Raw genomic sequence first — 20,859 nt, forward strand, 5'->3', positions numbered from 1 at the left:
GCGGCGCGTCCTTGCCGGGCGGCTCGCGCCGCACCGCTAGGATTTGCGCCCGCAAGCCGTTCGGCCCTCACGCCAACGGGCTCCGTCGTTAGCCAAACCATTACTAAGTCGCGCTCGGTTTCCCTCCACCAGATGTGCTAAAATTTCAGCCGCTCAGAAATTATTGCGGTGCACTGTTTTTCGCAGTGAGTCGCTTTCTTGCTAATCGAGTCACTCATGTCAAACGTTTCTTTTCGCCCGCTGCTCGGGGCCGGTCTGCTGGTTTTGTTTTCCTTGTCTCTGCCGGCACAGGAGGACGTATCAAATAAATTGTCTGCTGAATTTGTCCCGGACAATGCATTGGCAGCGATCTTTGCTTCGCCTAGCAAGGTTTTGCAGGATCCCAGTTTTGAAATGATGCCGATCGAGGTCTTGCAGGCTCAAGGTTTGGAAATGATTGGTGTTGATCCGATGCATATCGACCAGTTGACGGTTGTTGTCGGCCCACCTGGACCGCAGGGGCCAGTCGGCGGGGTCGTCATCCAATTCAGTCAGGACTATTCGATTGAGGATCTAAATCCTCAGATCTTTCGTGAAGCAGAGCCGCAGGAGAGTAATGGACGTGAGGTGTACCTTCTTGCTGGGCCTCCTAATACCGTCCTTTTCCGGAAGGACGCAAGAACCTTTATCATCGGCGTTGGAAATTACTTGAATTCAATCGTTGACGGAAACCAGGGACAAGGATCTTTGGCGCGTTTACTGCCCAGGATTCCCGACCAAAACGGAATTACTGCAGTGGCCGTCCTGGATCAGATTCGTCCGATGTTAACGGGCCTGTTGAAGCAAAACGTCAGGCAAATGCCGGCCCAAGTGCAAGGTGTCGTTCGACTTCCGGAACTGACCGATGCATTAGTCGTCAATGTGAAGCCAGCCGGTTTGTTGAATTTTCAGGCGACTGTGGTCGCTCTGTGTACCGATGCGGATGCAGCACAAGAAGCCGCGGGCGTTCTAAATGATTCCATCGATTTTGGAATTGCGAAAGTTGTCGAGGACGCGACGCAGGGTATGGATTCGTCTGATCCTGTTCGAAATGCTTCTGCAAAATACGGGGTTCGGCTCGCTGATTTTCTTGGCAATAGCTTTCGTCCTAAAATCGTTGGAAACCGATTAGTGATTAAACCAGCCAGTAATGCAGGAACCGTCGGGGCTTTAGTTGGCTTGCTTCTTCCTGCGATCCAGGCGGCTCGCGGTGCTGCATCACGAGTGCGGTCTTCAAACAATCAGAGACAGATATTGTTAGCGATGCATATCTATCACGATACCTATCAGAAATTGCCGGATGCACAGATCAAAGACAAAGAAGGTAAACCTCTACTCAGTTGGCGAGTTAGTATCTTGCCATTTATTGAACATCAGGCGTTATATGAGCAGTTTCATTTAGATGAGCCCTGGGATAGTGAGCACAACTTGCCTCTGGCGAATCAAATGCCTGACGCCTTTCGGCATCCCGATTTACCGACCGAAAAAAATGAAACGGTCTATCAAGTCGCAGCCGGTAAAGGCTTGATGTTTGATAACGACAAAGCGAACCGCTTTCGGGATGTCGGGGATGGACTGAGCAATACGGTTTTATTGACTGAAACCGATGCAGCACACGCGGTTGTTTGGTCAAAACCCGAAGATTCGTCAATCGATATGAATGACCCTGCTGGCCACCTGCATGTTGCCCCCGGAGACGTTTATCAGTTCGGCTTTGGCGACGGTTCGGTTCAGGCGATTCCGTTGGACATGGATTTGGAGACGTTGAAGGCACTGTTCACGCGCGCAGGTGGCGAATTCGTCAAGCGTTAGAAATTGGTTGACTACTGGTAACCGTCCGGCCGATGCGCTGGAAGCCGCGCGTCCTTGCCGCGCGTACCCGCCGGGCGGCTCGCGCCGCACCGCTAGGATTTGCGCGGGCAAGCCGTTCGGCAGTCGCATTCTGTTTGCGCTGGCACCCTTCAGCCCAGCGGGCGGCAGATACTTGCCGGCGGCGTCAGCCGCCGGATCGCTTCCAGCGCATTGTCTAGCCCAGCGGGCGACAGAATTGGTGAGGGATAAATTCTGTCGCCCGCTGGGCTTTGATATCCATCTTTTTTGCTCCGGCGGCTCGCGCCGCCGGCAAGTATTTGTCGCCCTCCGGGCTGTTTGCGTTTGGTGTTGGAGACTTTTGATTGGTGATTTAGGTTTGCTCCGTTTCATTGATTGATAGGAACCGCCCCACATTCTTAGCGGAACGGCGCAAGCCGTCCGGCCGATGCACTGGAAGCCGCGCGTACCTGCCGGGCGGCTCGCGCCGCACCGCTAGGATTTGCGCCCGCAAGCCGTCCGGCCGATGCGTTGGAAGCCGCACTTTCTTGCCGAGCGGCTCGCGCCGCACCGCTAGGATTTGCGCGGGCAAGCCGTTCGGCCCTCACGCTAACGGGCTCCGTCGTCAGTTAAGCCATTCTTAATTCGCGCTCGGTTTCCCCCCACCAGATGTGCTAAAATTTCAGCCACTTAAACGTCGCTGCAGTGCTCTGTTTTTCGCAGTGAATCGCCTTCTCACTAATCGAGACTCTCATGTCAATCGTTCCTTTTCGACTGTTGCTTGGGACCGGTATGCTGGTCCTGTCTTCCTTGACGCTGCCGGCACAGGAGGACGGTCCGAAAAAACTGTCCGCCGAATTTGTCCCGGACAATGCACTGGCAGCGATCTTTGCTTCGCCTAATAAGGTTATGCAGGAGCCTGGTTTTGAAATGCTGCCGATCGAAATCGTGCGGGCTCAAGGGCTGGCAACGGTTGGTGTCGATCCGATGCATATCGACCGGCTGACGGTGGTTGTCGGTCCTCCCGGGCCACAGGGGCCGGTTGGCGGGATCGTCATTCAATTCAGTCAGGACTACTCGATTGAGGATTTAAACCCTCAAGTTTTTCGTGAAGTGGAACCGCAGGAGATCAATGGACGTGAGGTGTACCTGCTTGATGGGCCTCCTGATACGGTCCTGTTTCGCAAGGACGCACGGACCTTTATCGTCGGCATTGGGAACTACTTGAATTCGATCGTTGAAGGGAATCAGGGGCAAGGGTCGCTCGCTCGCCTGCTCCCTCGAATTCCTGATCAAAACGGTGTGACAGCGGTGGCGGTGTTGGATCAGGTTCGTCCAATGTTAACGGGCATGTTGAAGCAAAACGCCAGGCAAATGCCGCCCCAGCTACAAGATATTGTCCGTCTTCCTGAGCTGACCGATGCATTGATCGTCAATATTAGGCCGGCTGATTTGTTGAATTTTCAGGCGACGGTGGTTGCTCTGTGTACCGATGCCGATGCCGCACAAAACGCAGCCGAGATCCTTAATGGTTCCATCGACTTTGGGCGAAATCAGTTTCTTGGTGAGGTCACCAAGGATATGGATCTGTCCGATCCGGTCCAAAAAGCCTCTTCAGAGTACATGTTTCGGGTTTCTGAAAAGATCAGCGATAACCTCCGCCCTCAAGTCATCGACAATCGCTTGGTGATTAAGCCCGATAGCAATGTTGGAACCGTTGGGGTTTTGGTGGGGATGCTGTTGCCTGCCGTTCAGGCGGCTCGAGGCGCTGCAAGACGCATGCAGTCTTCCAATAACCAAAAACAGATCCTGCTGGCGATGCACAATTATCATTCTACCTTCAATCATTTGCCCGACGCTGCGGTGAAAGACAAGGACGGCAAGCCACTGCTCAGCTGGCGAGTCAGTATCTTGCCCTTTATTGGAGAGAACGAGTTGTATGAGCAGTTTCATATGGACGAACCTTGGGACAGTGAACACAACTTGCCGTTATCCAAAAAGATGCCCGCAATCTACCGGCACCCCTCTTTGAAGACCGAAGAGAATGAGACGGTTTATCAGGTCGCTGTAGGCGACGGATTATTGTTCAATGATCAGAAACCAACCCGGTTTCGCGATATCCTCGATGGAACCAGCAATACGATTTTGTTGACCGAAACCGATGCAGAACATGCCGTTAATTGGGCGAAACCGGAGGATTCGCCAATTGATATGGATGATCCGAAAGGGCATCTGAACATCATGCCCGGGGGTGTTTTTCAGGTTGGGTTTGCCGACGGATCGGTTCAAGCCATTTCCGAATTGGTGGACCCGAATATGCTGAAGGCGATGTTCACGCGGGATGGTCGCGAAGTGATCAACCGCTAATGGCATCTTGGTGAAGCGGCTTGCCCTAGGTACGCTTTGCGAATGGATTATCGATCTCTGATGAACGGCCAACGGCGAGATCCGTTGGCCTTTGTGCTGCGGCCGCTGTTGCGAATCGGCTCTTGGTTTTACGGGCTGGGAATCCGGATTCGCAATTCCCGATACGATCGTGGCGTTTCCGAAACGCACGATGCGGGGGTCCCTGTGATTTCCGTTGGCAATCTGACCACTGGCGGGACCGGGAAAACTCCACTGGTTTGTTATTTGGCACGCGAGCTACGCTCTCAAGGCTTCCGCGTCGCCTTGATCAGCCGGGGCTATGGGCGCGGCGATGGGGATCTGAATGACGAAGCCCTCGAGTTGGAATTGCGGTTGCCTGACGTGCCTCACGTGCAGGACCCCGATCGCGTCGCCGCCGCTGCAGTGGCGGTGGAGGAATTGGAAACCGAGATCCTATTGATGGACGACGGGTTCCAGCACCGTCGGCTGCAACGCGATTTAGATATCGTGGTGATCGATGCAACTTGCCCCTTTGGCTACGGGTATTTGCTGCCAAGAGGCATGTTGCGAGAACCGATTGCTTCCATCCGGCGGGCGGATGTCGCAATCCTTTCTCGTTGTAACCACATTTCTCCCGAAGAGCGTTTGCAAATTAAACAAGCCTACCTGCGGCGAAAACCTGATTTGATCTGGCTGGAAGCGGAGCATCACCCCGGGCGCTTGGTCGATCATGAAAATCGACCAGAGCCCTTGGAGGTCGTGGCCGGAAAGCGAGTCCTTGTTTTCTGCGGGATCGGCAATCCGGCAGCTTTCGCAAAAACCGTTCGCGACTGTGGAGCCGAATTGGTGGATCAGCTGTCCCTGCCAGACCATGCGTCGTACGATCGCGAAATGCTGGAACGCCTGCGTGCGTGGGGAGAGAGCTGGCCACCCGGAGAGATCGAGTACATGCTCTGCACTCAAAAGGATTTGGTCAAAATTCGTACGAATCGGATTGCCGGGATTCCACTGCGGGCCATTCAAATCGATATGACTGTCGAACCGGAGGCCGAACTGCAACAAGCCTTGAAGAAGGTTGTTCAGCCAGATGGCCCTGTCGAGGGAACCGTGTGAGGGATCGGGGAGCGTTCAGCTTTCCAGAGTTTCGTTTGTTAAGCTCAGGGAGGGCTCCTTCGAGAAATGTCGTTTCGAGGGCCCTCACCTAGTGTGGGAATCTAACAGCAGGGAGTTCATTGCATGGGTTGGTTCCGCCGCAGAAGAGATTCGTCGCCTGACGCTCCGCTGGTTCCCTGCCCGCACTGTGGGGCCGATGTTCGGGCCGATGCCGTGGCCTGCCGGGAATGTGGCTATGCCTGGGAGGCGGATGACTTGGTCGACGACGGTTCGGATGATTTTGACTATGATGCGTTCGTAGAGCGAGAATTCTCCGAATCGAATGTCAGTCAATCATTGCCGGCTTGGCAACGGTTCGTCATATTTCTCTTAGTCCTTGCTTTTGCCGCGACCTTGTTGGGGCCTCTACTGTTTTAGGAAGGACAACAACACCTTGGATCGAGACACCATGAGCGGATTAAGTAAAAAGCGTCGAGCGAAGCTGCAGCAGAAATTGGATGAGGATTACGGCTACCGGCAATACGCCGACCGTGATGTGGAAGTCCGCGAAGGAGCTTGCGGGCATGGAGTACACGCCGTTCGCCAGTTTTTGCCCGGAGAATTGGTGATCGAGATCTGTGGTCAAGTGCTGTCGCAAAAGAAGTACGACGGATCCACCTATGTGATGGAAATGGATGATGAGTGGTACCTGGAACCAACGATCCCAGGGGCCTATCTAAATCACTCCTGCAATCCGAATGCGGAACTGCTGAAACTGACCGACAGTTCGATGGGGATCATCGCGATCTGCAATATCGAACCCGGGTCGGAAATCACGTTCGACTACCAGTGGACGGCGGGCGATTGGGTTCCCCGTTGCCAATGCGGAGCCCCAAATTGCCGCGGCTGGGTCGTCGGTGCCGATTCGCTTGAAGAGATGAAAGAGTTTGCTAAAGAGCAGAAGCAAAAATCAAAGCGAAAGAAATAGCCGCGAGGGATTTCGAAAACGGGCAGGCAGTCATTCAGGTTGCCTCGGAACCTTGCCCGTAAAGCCAGCACAGATACGTTCGGCTGGAGGAATACTTCCCGCCGCACCGCAACGTCCTGCTATGCCGATGCGCGGGACCGGCTGACGACCTTCAGGACCCCCGTCATTCCCAGTAGCAGAGCGAATCCGCCGGCTCCCAGGACGCCCAGCCCTGCCAATCGACTTCGCCTTTCATAGCGGCGCCATTTCTTTTGAATGCCGTCGCGGAAGTCTTGATCGAAGACCAGTTCCACTGCGTCTTCGTACATCACCCCATCGCTGGTCGTGACTTCGCCGTGATAGATCCGATCAGGATTGACCAGTTGTCGATCGATTTGCTGATCGTCGATTTTGAACGGTGGATCGGTCGTCCCCAAGACCTCGCTCAAGTAGGCGGCTACGGCGATCCGTTTTTGTTCCGTCAGACTTGTCATGCTGGCCTCTTCGGTCAACGCAGGACTGGAAGCGACTGCCCAGCGATGTTGAGGGCCTTCTAGAACAGGATCGGCCACAATCCACTCTGGACGGTCGTCGGGATAGAACTGATGTTGCAGCGGAGCTACCGAAAGCTCACTCAAAGCGGACGCTTCGGACGCCGGTTCATCGGCGAAACAGGCCCCAATCGCTAGCAGTGCACAACAGCTGACCCCGATGATTCGATGGAAGGATTGTAGGGATGGGAGGTTTCGATTCATTGTGGATGTTCTCCATGAAGAGGAGTGGATAGCTGTGCGGTGTGGAAAAGGGGCTGGGCGAGGGAGCCTTAGCTGACCTGCATTTCTTGATGACGATTTTCCCATGGCGATGCCAATTGCAGCACGATTGCGATTCCGCCAGCAACTAAAATGCCCCATGGTTGTGGAATCGGCAGGGCTAGGCTGATCGCCCATTCAAACACGACCGCGACCGCAACGGTCCAAACGCTGAGGCGTCGTTTGCGAAGGGGGTCGGTGTTTTTCCACCAACCAACGGCTCCCATCAGCAGTGCGAAGTGAGCCATCATCGCAGCGAGCCGCGGGACGCCTTCGTTTGTGTATAAGTTTTGTGGCAGGTTGTCAGCGACATCTGCCGATAGTGCTGTCCCGCCGATGGGCAGTAGTAAGTATTCCGATGCGACGTACGCAAACGAACCAACGATGATGCCCACGCCCGCAAGGACTAAGCGTCGCGATAGTGGTTCGCCTTCGCCTCGCTCCCACAGTTTTCCCATCCCTAGCAGTGCCAAAGCGGCAAACCCGATCGTCACCGCGGTCAAAGCGTAGGGAGCGATATTTTCGGCAGACAGGTCCGCGTCGCGTAACCCGATCATCGTCCCGACCACTCCTAGGATCGCCGTCCAAAAGATCGCTTTCGTCCAAGAACCACTTAGCTCGGTCATCCGTGTGAGCGAACGCTTGCTGGCCAATTCGATTCGTTTTTGTTGCCGCCACTGCCCCGCCGACAGCGGTCGTGGAATCTGGGCTCGGGCGACCGCCAGTTGATGGGCTTCGGCATACGAAGGTTGTTGACGAATGCCCAGGACCAAGTGACGGATGATGTAGTAGGGAACGTAAAAGATCGCCACAAATGTCAGCAGAGGAACCAGCCATCCGGTATTGATCACCACCAAGGCGACGATCATGAACATCATTGCGATGCGGGTTCCCGGATACGATTCCAAGCTTTCCCACCACCGCGCTAAATCGGTTAGGGAGCCACGGATGGCGCGAGCCAGTGGTTCTTCGCGAATCGGTTTTTCGGCGGAAGCGCCCGGCGCTGCTGGAGGGCTGGCCAGCCTGGCAAGGATCGGGTCCTGTTTGGATTCGGCGGGGGATGAAGTGCTGCCTAGGCTGCTGGGCATCGTGGCCGGAGTACCGCTACCAAATGTGTCGATCTGCAAACCCAATGGCTTTAGCATTTGGGCGATCGATTGTGGTCGATTGCGTGGGTCTTTTTCTAATGCACTTTTGATGACTTCGCGGTACGGAGACGCGATGCCTTCCAGGTCGGGCTGCGCCGTCAGATGCTTCATCACAATTTCATGGCTGCTTTCGCCATCAAACGGGACTCGTCCTGTCAGCAATTCACACAGGATCACTCCAAGGGCGTAAATGTCGATTTCACGGCCGTATTCTCCGCGACCTACCTCGGGGGCCATGTAGTGGAAGGTCCCGACACTTTCGGTGTGGCCTCCACGACGACTGGCCGAAATGAATTTGCTTAGCCCGTAATCGCCGATTTTGATAATGCCTGCATCGTCAAATACGTTTCCCGGTTTCAGGTCGCGATGGACAAGTCCACTGTCATGCAGGTAAGCGATCCCGCTGGCCAGGCCGACCAAACAGCGACGGACTTCCTCTTCGGGCAGACCTTGTGGATGTTGATCCAGAACTTCCCGCAGGTTGGGGCCTGCGATGTATTCCATGATCACCCAGGCTTGGTCTTGGTCGTCGCGGCAGACGTCGAACAGCGAAACCAAGTTGGGGTGTTTTAGGTTTAGGCAGTGCGATACGCCTCGCAATTCCACATCCAGATTGCGTTGGATGCGTTTGATCGCGACTTCTTTGCCCGCTTCGCTGACCGCGAAATAGACTTCGCCAAATCCACCGATACCAACGCCACGACGAATCGTGTAACGCGGCAGAGGGGAGCTCCCACTGGCGTAGGTGAAGTGCATTTTCGGAGCGGTTGGAATAGGAGGCGAACTGGCCGAATCACTCGGCGTGTTATCAAACGCAGATGTAGGAGTATCGGCGGCATTGGGCCGGCCGAACAGACGACGACCTCTGTCTAGTGTACCGGCAAGAGCGGCCATAACTGGATTTTCCCGCTGTAAGTGATTTTTGTTAAGATCGTGATCGATCCCGCTACCATTAACGGCCGATACGGAATCGGTTGTGGGCGCGCTAAATTCAGCCCGCTGCGGATCCTTGGGAGAACGGCTCATAGCTTCTCCAAGGTCATGGACAGATCGAAATCGTGCCATCGCGTTCCGCACTGCAGGTTTTGCCATTGAGTCCCCGCGACCGCTGGTTTGATTTGCCAAGCATTCTCTTTTGGCATCAAAACCAGTTTTCCTGCCGCGTGAGGGACTTGGATATGGCAGTCTGCACTGGGGCCGATCACAAGGGTGTCATCGATCAGCAAAATGGCATCGACATGGGACCGGAATCGGTATCGACGATCGACTGTCAGGCGTGCGGATCCTGAAAGTGGATTGGGAAGACGGAACTTGAATGGAACCCCGTCGCCAAGCACAAATGAGTCTTCGGGGCGAAGCGAGACAACCGCCTGGGGCGAAGCGGATTCGCGATTCCCGCTGGCCGACGCGGAAGGGGCCACGCGGCCGTCGACCGCTTGGACCTGGTATTGCCCATTCGACCGGGTGATCAACGCTTCGCGTCGCCGGAGGTCGGCTTGGACGGCGATCATCGCTTCGTCGTCGGAAGCGGGGCCGCCGATCGTGGCGGATAGAGAAGTGATCAGCAGGAATCCCCCTGCACCATCCACCCACAACGCCCAACGATCTGGTTGCCCAGATTGATTCGATGGCTCGGTTGAGAGTGAGTGAGAGTGCATGTTCGAGGGAAAGCCGTTGCCGTATGTTTGCAAAGTGATTCGAAAGCCCCAGCGAGCTGGTCGGCAGTCGGTTGGATCCGTGTCGGCAATTGCTCGGCAAGAGGAATCACTTTTCACGACTTCCGCGAAGCGAAAGACGACACTTACAGATCCGCGGCCTAGGAGCAAAAGGGGGCACCCTTACCGCATTTTACCGGAGGGCTTTCACCGCTCCGGTAACATTTCGTTTCAATTAATATCCGTCGTCAATGTTTGGACTATTGAACCATTTCGATCGAAACCAGTTGCTGATCGTCGTCTGCGTCGCCACCGAAGTAGGTCGAGATTTCATCCAGCAGGTCTTCTTGCTCTGGTTCGTCTAGGTCGATTTCGCCAAAGTAGTCCGCGTCGACGGCCATGACTTCTTCTTCGACGTCGATCCGGGTGGCCAGTTCATCCAGCAGTTCGCGAGTTCGCGAGAGTTGGCTGTCATCCAGGTTTAGGTCCGAAGTCGTCTGTGCGACTCGCAGTGCGGACAAGCGAGCTTGTAGGTTTTCGACTTCAACCTCCAGCTGACGTTTGGCACTTAGCATCGCGTCCATTCGCTCATTGGCTGCGGCCAGCGAAGCGTGGCGTGCATCCAATTGCTGTTCCAGTTTATCTACCGTAGCCCGTTGGGTCTTAAAACGCTTCCAGCGAGCACTCAGGTCGTCTTTGACCTGAACAGAAGTGTAGGTTTTGCCAGCGTAGGTGTAAGCCTGGTCGCCACTTTTCAGGTCGCTGCTCAGGCGTTCGATATTTCGCTGAGCATCGGCCAGACGGGCACTTGATTCGTCGACTTGCCGTTCCAGGCGAGTCACCCCGATTTTCTCGCGGGCGATCCGCTTGGCGTTTTCGGTGATTTCCGGCTCAAGGTCGGTGATCATCTTACGCGCCCGGTCGACTTCCCATTCCATGGGGACCAAATCCTTCGCGGATTGGGTCACTTTGTCGGCCGCACACCGACCGTAGCTCCACAGGCCCGTGCCCATTGCCATTCCGGTCAGCAGGGTAACAGCCGAACCGGCCAGAATAATTTTCTTAAGCATCTGATTTTTCCTCGAAGAGAGAAAGTGACTCGATAGGGGGGAGACGTTCACTGTTCGTCTCAAAACCGTTCCATTCAGACAGTTATTCGCCTAATGAGTCGCAATCTTTGGTTTCCTGGAGAAAAAATTCATTGAATTTTGTTCCGGTGGCGGGAGGGCGGATCGAGAGGCAATGCGCTGAGGGTAACCGGTTCTAATTTCAAATCTTACGTTCCTGTCGGGTAAACCGACAAAGGGACGCTGTGCCAGGGCGTTTGTTTAATCAATGTCAGTTGCTGCCCCGGATCGGGACAAGTCCGGCGGAAGCAAAGTAGCCACTCCAAAAAGCGCAACATCAGAACTTACGCGTCGGGTTAGGATTTCCTATGCCCAACGAGCTTCAAATCCGTTACTAATACAATCGACGCCCTCCACGAAAGAATGCCCCATTAAAGCTACTTTCGAGAAGCGGTAGCGACGATGATCCGGCAAACGATGAGTCGGAAGCGTCCGCCGGAGCTGTATCGCTGTCGCTCTTTGATCCGGCCTACTTTCTTTCGAGAAGCGGTAGCGACGAAGATCCGGCAAACGATGAGTCGGAAGCGTCCGCCGGAGCTGCATCGCTGTCGCTCTTTGATCCAGCCTACTTTCTTTCGAGAAGCGGTAGCGACGATGATCCGGCATACGATGAGTCGGAAGCGTCCGCCGGAGCTGCATCGCTGTGGCTCTTTGATCCGGCCTACTTTCTATCGAGAAGCGGTAGCGACGAAGATCCGGCATACGATGAGTCGGAAGCGTCCGCCGGAGCTGCATCGCTGTCGCTCTTTGATCCGGCCTACTTTCTTTCGAGAAGCGGTAGCGACGAAGATCCGGCATACGATGAGTCGGAAGCGTCCGCCGGAGCTGTATCGCTGTCGCTCTTTGATCCGGCCTACTTTCTTTCGAGAAGCGGTAGCGACGAAGATCCGGCATACGATGAGTCGGAAGCGTCCGCCGGAGCTGTATCGCTGTCGCTCTTTGATCCGGCCTACTTTCTTTCGAGAAGCGGTAGCGACGATGATCCGGCAAACGATGAGTCGGAAGCGTCAGCCGGAGCTGTATCGCTGTCGCTCTTTGATCCGGCCTACTTTCCCTGGATCACTGCTTGGTGCTGAAAAACCGCTGTCCGGTTCCGCCATTGCCAATCGGGACCTGAAGGGCTTTGCCGCAGCGGGGGCAATTTCCTGCGTATGCCGTTAAATCGACTCGCCGGTAGATACGGGCGTACACGTTACAGCAGCGGAACATAACCCCCAGAAATGGCCGCCGAGGGCCGGGAGTGCCCGCGTCATGGGCATGAATTTTGTCGGTCAACTTGTACGTTCCATCGTTGAGAAATCACTGCTGCATCCCTTCCAAGGTTAGACGCAGCTGCGTCCGAGCTCGACTCAACCGGCTACGGACGGTGCCAATGGAGATTTCCAGAATCTCCGCAATGTCTTCGTAGGGATGATTCTCCATTTCTCGCAAGACCAAAATTGTCCGATGTTCGTCCGATAGCTGGTCGAGGGCGACTTGGATGGAAAGAACGCGTTCGCCTCGGAGCATGCGCTCGTCGGGTGAATCGACGTTGTCGATCGGTTCATTTCCGGTCACTTCACGCGTCTGGTCCAGGGACATTGTGACCCGTTTGCGCCGTCGCCGGGATAACGCACTGTTAAACGCGATGCGGTACAGCCAAGTAAAGAAGCGGCTGTTGCGTTGAAAGGTGTCCAGCTTCAGATAGGCTCGGACAAACGCGTCCTGGACCACATCTTCGGCTTCTTCTGCAGAGCGTGTGACCTGTAGCATGGCAGCAAACAACCGATCCTGGTGCGTTCGCACCAGTTGCCCAAAAGCTTCTTTGTCCCCTTGCAGGGCGGCCTCGATCAGCTCCGCCTCTTTGCTCACACGTTGGTTTCCGGTCGAGAATGGCGAATCGATATACAGGCCAAATGGGGCACGGGCGAATCTCGCCTTGCGATCGCCCCTATCTAATCTAATCCATCATCACAAGAAATGCTTAGGGGGGCCGGCTTTGACGAAATCTAGATGCCTCAGACCGACTGGTTCTGGGCCTGCCGACGAATTAGGCTAGAGCATTGTCAAAATGGATTTCAAAGTGCCCAATTTCGCAGTTTGACCCAAAGTACAATCTTGGCAAAGCAGTAGACCTGCCCTTCCTAACCTGCCCCTCCTTTTTAGTCTGATGAGCGAGAAATGAAGCGATATCCTGAATCCCTCCTCGGAATGATTGTTTTTGTCTGCACGACAGCCTTGGTTGCCGCCTCCACGTCTGCAGAAGATCCGCCGAAACTATTCCCGGATGCCGGCTTAGAGGCGGCTGTTCGAGCCGAAGTCTTCGAGAAGCGGTACAACACGGAACCTTTGACCAAAGCGGATGTTGAAAAAATATCGCAGGTCGTTGGACGTGGAAAAAAGATTAAAAATTTGGAAGGATTGCAGCATTGTCCCGCCGTCATGCTGATCGATCTGAAAGACAATGAAATCGTAGACCTGAAACCACTTGCGGAACTGAAACGGTTGCAGTCGGTGACGCTGGCAGGAAATAAAATCAAAGACATCCAGCCCCTGAAAGGTCTGACTGCGATGCAGTTGTTGGATTTGTCCGGCAATGAAGTAAGCGATCTGGCTCCTCTGGAAGCGATGTCCAATCTGCGGACCTTGTATGTGGCCAACAACAAACTGGAAACAGTTCAGCCGATCGCAAAACTGACTAAGATTTGGTCGCTGGACGCGTCGGGCAACAAACTGACGGACCTCTCCCCTGTCGCCGATCTGAAATGGTTGACCACTTTGGATGTGCGAAACAATCAGATCAAGCAGTTGGACCCGATCGCGAATCTGCCCGCACTAAAATATCTGCTGATCAGCAAAAACAAGATCGAAGACTTGGCACCCCTGGTCAAAATGTGCGAAGCCGACGCCAAGACCGCAAAACGTTTTGCTCCCTACCTAAATGTATACGTAGGGGAAAACCCGCTAAACGAAGAGGGGAAAGCCAAAGCCTTCGAAGCCCTCAAGGCGGCAGGTGTGAAAGTGGTTGAAAAGTAAAGAACAACGGTTGTTCGCCGAGAAACAAACTTGCATTGATCTCAACGCTGTAGATAAAGCGTTGAGATCATTTTTTTTGAGTGCTACCAGGGCAAAATCCCAAACCGCTGCGTCAGCGAGGGATTGAGGCCTGCTTTTTCTATCCCTCGCTGACGCTGCGACTTGGGATGTTTTGGCCCTGCCGCACAGTCGCAATCCGCGTCAGCGATTGCTTCCTGTTCAGTGCTTCTCTCGAAGCGAACGTCAATTCGCAATGCCCACGATGAACGATCTGATTATCCTTTAGTGGATTCGTGGCGCATGTTCTACAATGGCGTCGTCAATCCGCTTTGTCTCATCGGGCCCTTTTTCTAACTTGGACGATTACGCAATGATAGTGAGAACCTGCCTGCCGTTTTGCCTGCTGTTTGCGGCCTTTCTCCCGCTTGCTTTTGCGGTCGATCCGCTCCCTTCGTGGAACGATGGTCCGAACAAAAAAGCGATCATCGATTTTGTTGAAAAGGTGACCAAGGCGGGGACCCCTGATTTTGTTCCGGTCGAGGAGCGGATTTCCGTCTTCGATAATGATGGGACTTTGTGGTGTGAGAACCCACTCCCCTTTCAAGCGATCTTTGCTGCGGATGAACTGAAGACGTTGCTGCCCGATCATCCGGAATGGCGCGAGGATCCTTCGGTGAAGGCATTCCTTAAATCGGATATCGCTGCCCTGTCGGCCAATCATTACAAAGGGCTTCTGGAAATTATTGCCCTGACTCATGCGGGCATCACGCCGGATGAATTCACCGCTCGAGTGAAACAATGGTTGGCGACTGCCAAACATCCTCGATTTGACCGTCCTTTTACGGAATGTGTTTACCAGCCGATGCTGGAACTGCTCAGCTACCTTCGCGCCAATGACTTCCAGACCTGGATTGTTTCCGGAGGCGGAGTCGATTTTATGCGAGTCTTTGCCGAAGGAACGTATGGGATTCCGCCCGAACAGATCATTGGCTCGTATAGCTTGGTGCGATTTGAAATGAAGGATGGCAAGCCGGTCCTAACGAAGACCGTCGATTCCCTCTTCATTGATGACAAAGGAGGCAAGCCCGTTGGTATCCATACCTTCCTGGGGCGACGCCCGATCGCGGCGTTTGGTAATTCAAATGGAGACCAGGCGATGATCGAATACACCACGATCGATAACCCTAGGCCAAGCTTTGGCTTGATCGTCCATCACACCGACGCGGAACGTGAGTATGCTTATGATGCGAATCCCAAAAGCACGGGCAAGCTGACGACCGCCCTCGAAGTGGCTCCTAAGTATGGCTGGACCGTGGTCGATATGAAGAACGACTGGAAGACGATCCTGCCATAGATCCCATTCGGAGCCAGTAAGGAGATGGTTTTCTGTGGCGGGTGTTCCGCACAGCCATGGCGAACTAGCTCATGATCGCGCTGATGGGGCTGGCCGGTTCGACTCCGGTCAGTTTTTGGTCCAGGCCCTTAAAGGGAAAAATGAATCGATCGTGATCGATTCCCATCAGGTTCAAAATGGTCGCGTTTAGGTCGCGGATGTGGACACCGTCGCGAACGATGTTGTAACTGAAGTCGTCGGTTTCACCGTGCACGAAGCCCTGCTTGATCCCGGCTCCGGCCAGCCAAATGGTAAAACACTTTGGATGGTGATCGCGGCCGTAATTTGTTTTAGTCAATTTTCCCTGACAGTAGATCGTGCGGCCAAATTCTCCGCCCCAAACGACTAGCGTTTCATCCAACATGCCACGCTGTTTCAGGTCGGTTAACAGGCCTGCGGATGGTTGGTCGACGTCTCGGCATTGTTTAGGTAAATCGCCTGTGAGGTTTCCGTGTTGGTCCCAACCGCGATGGAAGATTTGAGTGAACCTTACGCCGCGCTCTGCCATCCTGCGAGACATCAGGCAGCAGTTGGCAAAGGAACCCGGTTTGGTGACGTCGGGACCGTATAGGTCCAGCACATGTTGAGGTTCGTCGGAGATGTTGTTTAGGTCGGGGACGCTGGTCTGCATCCGGTAGGCCATCTCGTACTGGGCGATCCGAGCGTTCGTTTCCGGGTCGGCCAAGCGAGCGTATTCGGCTTCGTTTAGACGCCCGAGTGAATCGAGCATTCGGCGGCGAATTTTAGGACTGATACCATCGGGATTCGATAAGTACAGCACGGGATCGCCGGAACTGCGGAGCGCGACACCTTGGTACTTGCTAGGCAAGAAACCATTTCCCCACAAACGGTTGTACAGCGCCTGAGCTTGCTGGCGTCCGGACCAGCTGGCGGTCATGACTAAAAATGCGGGAAGGTTTTCGTTTTCGGTTCCCAGCCCGTAGCTCAGCCAAGATCCCAGGCTAGCCTTGCCGGGTAACTGGTCGCCGGTGCAGATGTAGGTGATTGCTGGGTCGTGATTGATCGCTTCGGTATGCATCGAATGGACGAGCGAAATTTCGTCGACTTTGGTTGCCATGTGCGGAAGCAACTCGCTGACCATTGTCCCGTCTTTGCCGTGAGGTGCGAACTTATAGACGCTGGGGGCAATCGGGAACCGCGACTGGCCGCTGGTCATGGTTGTCAGCCGCTGGCCTTGGCGGATCGATTCGGGCAGGTCTTTGTCATACCAATCGGCCATCGCCGGTTTCGGATCCCACATGTCCATTTGGCTTGGTGCGCCTGACATGAACAGGTAGATCGCTCGCTTCGCTTTTGGTTCATGGTGCGGCAGCGTCGGAAGCCCACCGACAGCTTGTGAACCGGCCGCAGGACGTTGTTCTAGCGAAGCCAGCGCAGCGGCCCCTAGGCCCGCGGAGGTTTGCGAAAAGAAATGACGACGTGTCTGTGGAGTCATGGTGATCAACTGGGCTATTTGGTGATAACTTCGTCTAAATTCAGAAGTGTATTAACCAGCACGGTCCAAGCCGCTAACGAAGCGTTCTCGGATTCAACCAAAGCTTTGGCCGCGGCGGGATCCGCTTCGTAGCTGGCGTTTAGATCGCCTAGGAGTGTCAGTAGTTCTTTCTGTTCGGCATCGGACGGAGACCTCGCAACAATGGTTTGGAAGATGGTTTCCAGTCGTTCCGGATCGGTCCCTTCGCTTTCGTTGGCGCGACTTGCCAGACGTTTGGCGGCGGTCATGTATTGTGGTTCGTTCAATAATAACAATGCCTGTAAAGGCGTATTGGTCCGTTCGCGACGTGCTGTACACGATTCGCGACTAGGGGCATCAAACGTCGATAACTGAGGCGGCGGGCTGGTCCGTTTCCAGAACGTGTACAGGCTCCGGCGGTAGATCTTGCTGCCGGTATCCGCGGTGAAGCGGACCGTGTTGCTGCCCGAATAACCAACCGCAAACCACAGCCCATCGGGCTGCGGCGGTTTCACGCTGGGGCCGCCCATTTCTTCGATCAGCAATCCGCTGACCGCTAACGCTTGATCGCGAAGCATTTCTGCATCCAGGCGAAAGCGTGGGCCTCTAGCTAATAATCGATTGGTCGGATCCTTAGCCAAGATTTCCGGCGTCACTTGGCTGCTGCGGCGATAGGTGTCGGACATTACGATTTGTTTCATCATCCGTTTGACATCCCAGCCGGATGCCTGGAAATCGACAGCCAGATGATCCAATAGTTTTGGATGGCTAGGGACGTCCCCTTGGGCGCCAAAGTCTTCGCTCGTTTTGACAATGCCGGTTCCGAAAACCTGTTGCCAGAAACGGTTCACGATGACTCGGGAAGTCAGCGGGTGGGAAGGCGCGAACAGCCACTGCGCCAGTCCCAGGCGATTGTTGGGTGCGGATTCAGGAAGCGGTGGGAGGAATTCGGGGACTCGCCGCGTCACCTCTTCGCCGGGGGAATCGTACAACCCACGCAGCATGATGTTCGCTTTCCGCGGTTCTTCCGTTTCTTTCCAGACCAATGTGATCGGGATCGCTTTGTTGATCTCTTCCAGGCGTTTGACAAGGCCCGCTTGTTCGTCTTTTAACGCTAACCAGTCGGGATGCAAGCAGAACGCTTGGCGGTAGTAACTTCGCAGTCCCTCGGTTTGGGCGACGGTTCTTTGCTCCGCTGGGATCTTGGCGGTTGCCAGGATTTGCGGAGGGGTCACAACGGCAGGAGAGCGAAGGGCCGCAGAGAAGCCAGCGTTTCCGGAGTGATTAACGATTTTCAGGTAAAGCGAATTCTCCCCTTTCTTTAAATCCAGTTTGTATTCGGATTCAAGCGCGACCAGCGGGCGTTCGCCGCGGACTTCCGCTAGACGGGTTCCGTTCAGCCAGACTTGAACTCCGTCACCGGTTCCTAGCAATAGCGTCGCTTGCTGGTCGGTCGGGGCGGTGATCGAACGATGAAGCAAGATTACCGACGGTTGGTCGACCGCCGCAGGAAGGTCACTGGAGATCGTGTCATTAAACTGAGGGTGCGACTGCCAAGGGAAGTCCTGGTCGCGATAGCGAACCGCGGTTTCAGCGGTCGGCGGCGTTTTGTAATCGACGGCTCCGATTTGTCGGGGGTAGGCATGGCTGGGCGATTCCACGGGAAAAGGTCCTGCGAGTTGCCAGTCGGATTGCTGCAGACGTTTGCCCTCGGTTGCCTGCGGGATTTGGTCACTGACGGACAGTCGAATTTGGCCAAACAGATGTTCGCTGAACTGCGATTCAAATTTCAAGCGGACCCGCAGACGTGCTTCACCACCTTCGGATAGCAGCCCCCGCGTGGCGAACCATGCGACTCGAGGTCCCGGTTTTTGGTGTCCTCCGATAGCCCAGCCTTCGGCTTTTTCGATTTTCCCGTCGTACGCGAAGCGGAGCGCGAATTTACCGTCTGGCTGTTCGAAATCGGCTTCACCGTAGGCGAATTTAACGGGCAGCCAGTCGTTGCCGGTCGCTTCGCTTTTCGTTTCGATTTCAATTTCTGAAAGGACAGCATTCCCGTTGGAAGCCAATCCCGCCAACGCTTCGGGGGTGTCGGTGGGAACTTCCAGGCGGACCAAGCGAAGCCCTTCCTGGGCGGGCAGGACCGATTCCAATGTGATCGTTGCGGTGGCTGGCGTTTTGCCACCTAGCTTGATGATTCCGGTATCGGTTTGCTCCAGTTCCAGCGTCGAATCTTTTCCGGCGTCCAGTTTATCCGGATGCAGGATTTGCCACTGAACGTCCTTGTTTTCGACCAGTTGTGCTTCCCAACGCGCCTGTTCGGAATCGACCGTATCGATCGGCTGGCGAGCCTCCAAGGCGAGCGCTGCCAACGCGGCGTTGACCTGTTCGATTTGTTCGATGTCGGCGGGCTGCGGGACCGGCAGGTTGGGTGGATGGTCTTTGACGTTTCCATCAAGCGCGCGTCCATCCAAACTATTGAAGAACGCGTACAGCGAGTAATAATCTCGCTGAGTAATCGGATCGAATTTATGATCGTGACAGGTGGAGCACTGAGTCGTTAAACCCAAGAAGACCGTTCCAAAAGCATCCACACGATCGACAACATTGCGGAAGAAGACTTCGTCATAAATCGACCCTCCCTCGCTGGTTGTCACGTTCAGGCGGTTGTAGCCGCTGGCGATTTTCTGGTCGAGCGTTGCATTTGGCAGCAGGTCGCCCGCTAACTGTTCGATCCCAAATTGGTCAAACGGCATGTTGTCGTTAAACGCCCGGATCACCCAGTCGCGATACGGCCACATTTCGCGGTAGTTGTCCAGGTGCAGGCCATGCGTGTCTCCGTATCGCGTCAGGTCCAGCCAGAACCGAGCCATATGTTCGCCGTACTGAGGCGAAGCGAGCAATCGGTCGACCGCTTTTTCGTAGGCTTCGGGGGAGGTGTCCGCCAAGAACTGGGAGGTTTGTTCTGGAGTCGGAGGCAGCCCGGTGAGATCAAACGTTAACCGTCGGAAGAGCCGTCGAGGATCTTCCGGGCCGTTGAGTACAAGGCCTGCCGCTTCGGCTCGCTTGGCGATCAGGTAATCGATCGCGGAGCTCCCTTGAGTCGCAGCAATCGGGTCTGCCTGAGGCGGCGCAAAGGACCAATGCGCCCGGTACTCGGCCCCCTCTTCGATCCAAAGTTTCAGCTTCGCCTGTTGATCTTCGGTCAGCGGTTTGTGGAAACTTGACGGAGGCATTTGAGCCTCTTCGTCGTCGCTGCTGACGCGTGCCCAAAGTTCGCTGTCATCAATGTCCGAGCGACTGACCACTTCAAACAGCCCTTCCTCGGTATCCAGGCGAAGACCGGAATCCCGTTTTTCCTCATCGGGGCCATGGCATGCGAAGCAATGGTTGGAAAGGATCGGGCGGATGTCTTGGTTGAAATCAATCGTCGCGGATTCGGCGGACTGGGGGGCCGTGTCGTCGGCATTTGCCACCGAGGTCCCCAGAACCAGCATGCCAGCGGCAAGGGCAAAAACGAAACGGAAAAGACCCGCCGGAGAAAACGTAGGTTTTTCGAAAGTACCATCCACCTTCTTAGCGGTACGGCGCAAGCCGTCCGGCCCCCACGCTGGAAACCTTGCCCGTCGGCCGGTCGGTTGGTGTTGCTCCGGCAGCATTTTTAATGATCGCTCTCGCTCCTTCTTAGCGGTACGGCGCAAGCCGTCCGGCCCCCGCGCTGGAAACCTTGCCTGTCGGCTGGTCGGTTGGTGTTGCTCCGGCAGCATTTTTAATGCTCGCTCTCGCTCCTTCTTAGCGGTACGGCGCAAGCCGTCCGGCCCCCGCGATGGAAACCTTGCCCGTCTGCTGGTCGGTTCATCCCGATCCGCTACGGCAACGCCAGCGACTTCAAACTCCCCGCGTCCTATTCCACCAATGCGACAACCCAAACCGTGATCGCGGGTAACAGCTTTCGGATAGAGGATCCGCAGGCGAGGCATAG

General features: G+C 55.1%; 15 protein-coding genes. 7 read left to right on the forward strand and 8 right to left on the reverse strand.

The features are described 5' to 3' along the window. Positions 1-216: 216 nt before the first annotated feature. The 5 genes from FF011L_RS00475 to FF011L_RS00495 all read left to right on the forward strand — a co-directional run bounded on the left by FF011L_RS00475 (position 217) and on the right by FF011L_RS00495 (position 6,274). Entirely contained in the window at positions 217-1,830 is a 1,614-nt protein-coding gene (locus FF011L_RS00475; RefSeq protein ID WP_145349449.1) for a DUF1559 family PulG-like putative transporter, read from the forward strand. Between the two features lie 750 nt (positions 1,831-2,580). Beyond that, complete coding sequence (locus FF011L_RS00480; protein ID WP_145349450.1) at positions 2,581-4,194, forward strand: DUF1559 domain-containing protein; 1,614 nt, start codon at positions 2,581-2,583, stop codon at positions 4,192-4,194. A 42-nt stretch (positions 4,195-4,236) separates the two neighbouring features. Continuing rightward, entirely contained in the window at positions 4,237-5,307 is a 1,071-nt protein-coding gene (gene lpxK / locus FF011L_RS00485; RefSeq protein ID WP_145349451.1) for a tetraacyldisaccharide 4'-kinase, read from the forward strand. A 123-nt stretch (positions 5,308-5,430) separates the two neighbouring features. Then, the gene (locus FF011L_RS00490) at positions 5,431-5,724 is read left to right on the forward strand and encodes a zinc ribbon domain-containing protein (protein WP_145349452.1); all 294 of its coding nucleotides are present in this window, start codon (positions 5,431-5,433) and stop codon (positions 5,722-5,724) included. 31 nt (positions 5,725-5,755) lie between these two features. Further along, the gene (locus tag FF011L_RS00495; RefSeq protein WP_145349453.1) at positions 5,756-6,274 is read left to right on the forward strand and encodes an SET domain-containing protein; all 519 of its coding nucleotides are present in this window, start codon (positions 5,756-5,758) and stop codon (positions 6,272-6,274) included. 119 nt (positions 6,275-6,393) lie between these two features. On the opposite strand, the gene FF011L_RS00500 is transcribed toward FF011L_RS00495, so the two are convergent. The 6 genes from FF011L_RS00500 to FF011L_RS00525 form a co-directional block, all read right to left on the reverse strand. Further along, positions 6,394-7,008 carry a hypothetical protein gene (locus FF011L_RS00500; RefSeq protein ID WP_145349454.1) on the reverse strand — a complete coding sequence of 205 codons (615 nt, stop codon included), beginning with the start codon at positions 7,006-7,008 and terminating at the stop codon, positions 6,394-6,396. A gap of 68 nt (positions 7,009-7,076) precedes the next feature. Continuing rightward, positions 7,077-9,239, reverse strand: a complete 2,163-nt coding sequence (locus FF011L_RS00505; protein WP_246109646.1) for a serine/threonine-protein kinase — start codon at positions 9,237-9,239, stop codon at positions 7,077-7,079. Next, on the reverse strand, positions 9,236-9,871 hold the full coding sequence (locus FF011L_RS00510; RefSeq protein ID WP_145349455.1) for a hypothetical protein: 636 nt from the start codon (positions 9,869-9,871) through the stop codon (positions 9,236-9,238). The genes FF011L_RS00505 and FF011L_RS00510 overlap by 4 nt, the downstream gene beginning before the upstream one ends. Positions 9,872-10,128: 257 nt before the next feature. After that, positions 10,129-10,938, reverse strand: a complete 810-nt coding sequence (locus tag FF011L_RS00515) for a hypothetical protein (RefSeq protein ID WP_145349456.1) — start codon at positions 10,936-10,938, stop codon at positions 10,129-10,131. 1,116 nt (positions 10,939-12,054) lie between these two features. Next, on the reverse strand, positions 12,055-12,270 hold the full coding sequence (locus FF011L_RS00520; protein ID WP_145349457.1) for a hypothetical protein: 216 nt from the start codon (positions 12,268-12,270) through the stop codon (positions 12,055-12,057). 24 nt (positions 12,271-12,294) lie between these two features. Next, on the reverse strand, positions 12,295-12,846 hold the full coding sequence (locus FF011L_RS00525; protein ID WP_145349458.1) for an RNA polymerase sigma factor: 552 nt from the start codon (positions 12,844-12,846) through the stop codon (positions 12,295-12,297). 309 nt (positions 12,847-13,155) lie between these two features. Here FF011L_RS00525 and FF011L_RS00530 point away from each other — a divergent pair, with 309 nt between their 5' ends. Beyond that, entirely contained in the window at positions 13,156-14,010 is an 855-nt protein-coding gene (locus FF011L_RS00530) for a leucine-rich repeat domain-containing protein (protein WP_145349459.1), read from the forward strand. A 370-nt stretch (positions 14,011-14,380) separates the two neighbouring features. Continuing rightward, positions 14,381-15,364 (forward strand): HAD family hydrolase, encoded by a 984-nt coding sequence (locus FF011L_RS00535; RefSeq protein ID WP_145349460.1) that lies wholly within the window; start codon positions 14,381-14,383, stop codon positions 15,362-15,364. A 64-nt stretch (positions 15,365-15,428) separates the two neighbouring features. Here FF011L_RS00535 and FF011L_RS00540 read toward each other — a convergent pair whose 3' ends face one another. Both FF011L_RS00540 and FF011L_RS00545 read right to left on the reverse strand, forming a co-directional pair. Then, positions 15,429-16,859, reverse strand: coding sequence for a DUF1501 domain-containing protein (locus FF011L_RS00540; RefSeq protein ID WP_145349461.1), 1,431 nt, complete (start codon positions 16,857-16,859; stop codon positions 15,429-15,431). A 14-nt stretch (positions 16,860-16,873) separates the two neighbouring features. Beyond that, positions 16,874-20,857, reverse strand: a complete 3,984-nt coding sequence (locus tag FF011L_RS00545) for a DUF1553 domain-containing protein (RefSeq protein ID WP_246109647.1) — start codon at positions 20,855-20,857, stop codon at positions 16,874-16,876. Positions 20,858-20,859 lie beyond the last annotated feature (2 nt).

Source organism: Roseimaritima multifibrata (genome assembly GCF_007741495.1).
Taxonomy (GTDB): Bacteria; Planctomycetota; Planctomycetia; order Pirellulales; family Pirellulaceae; genus Roseimaritima; species Roseimaritima multifibrata.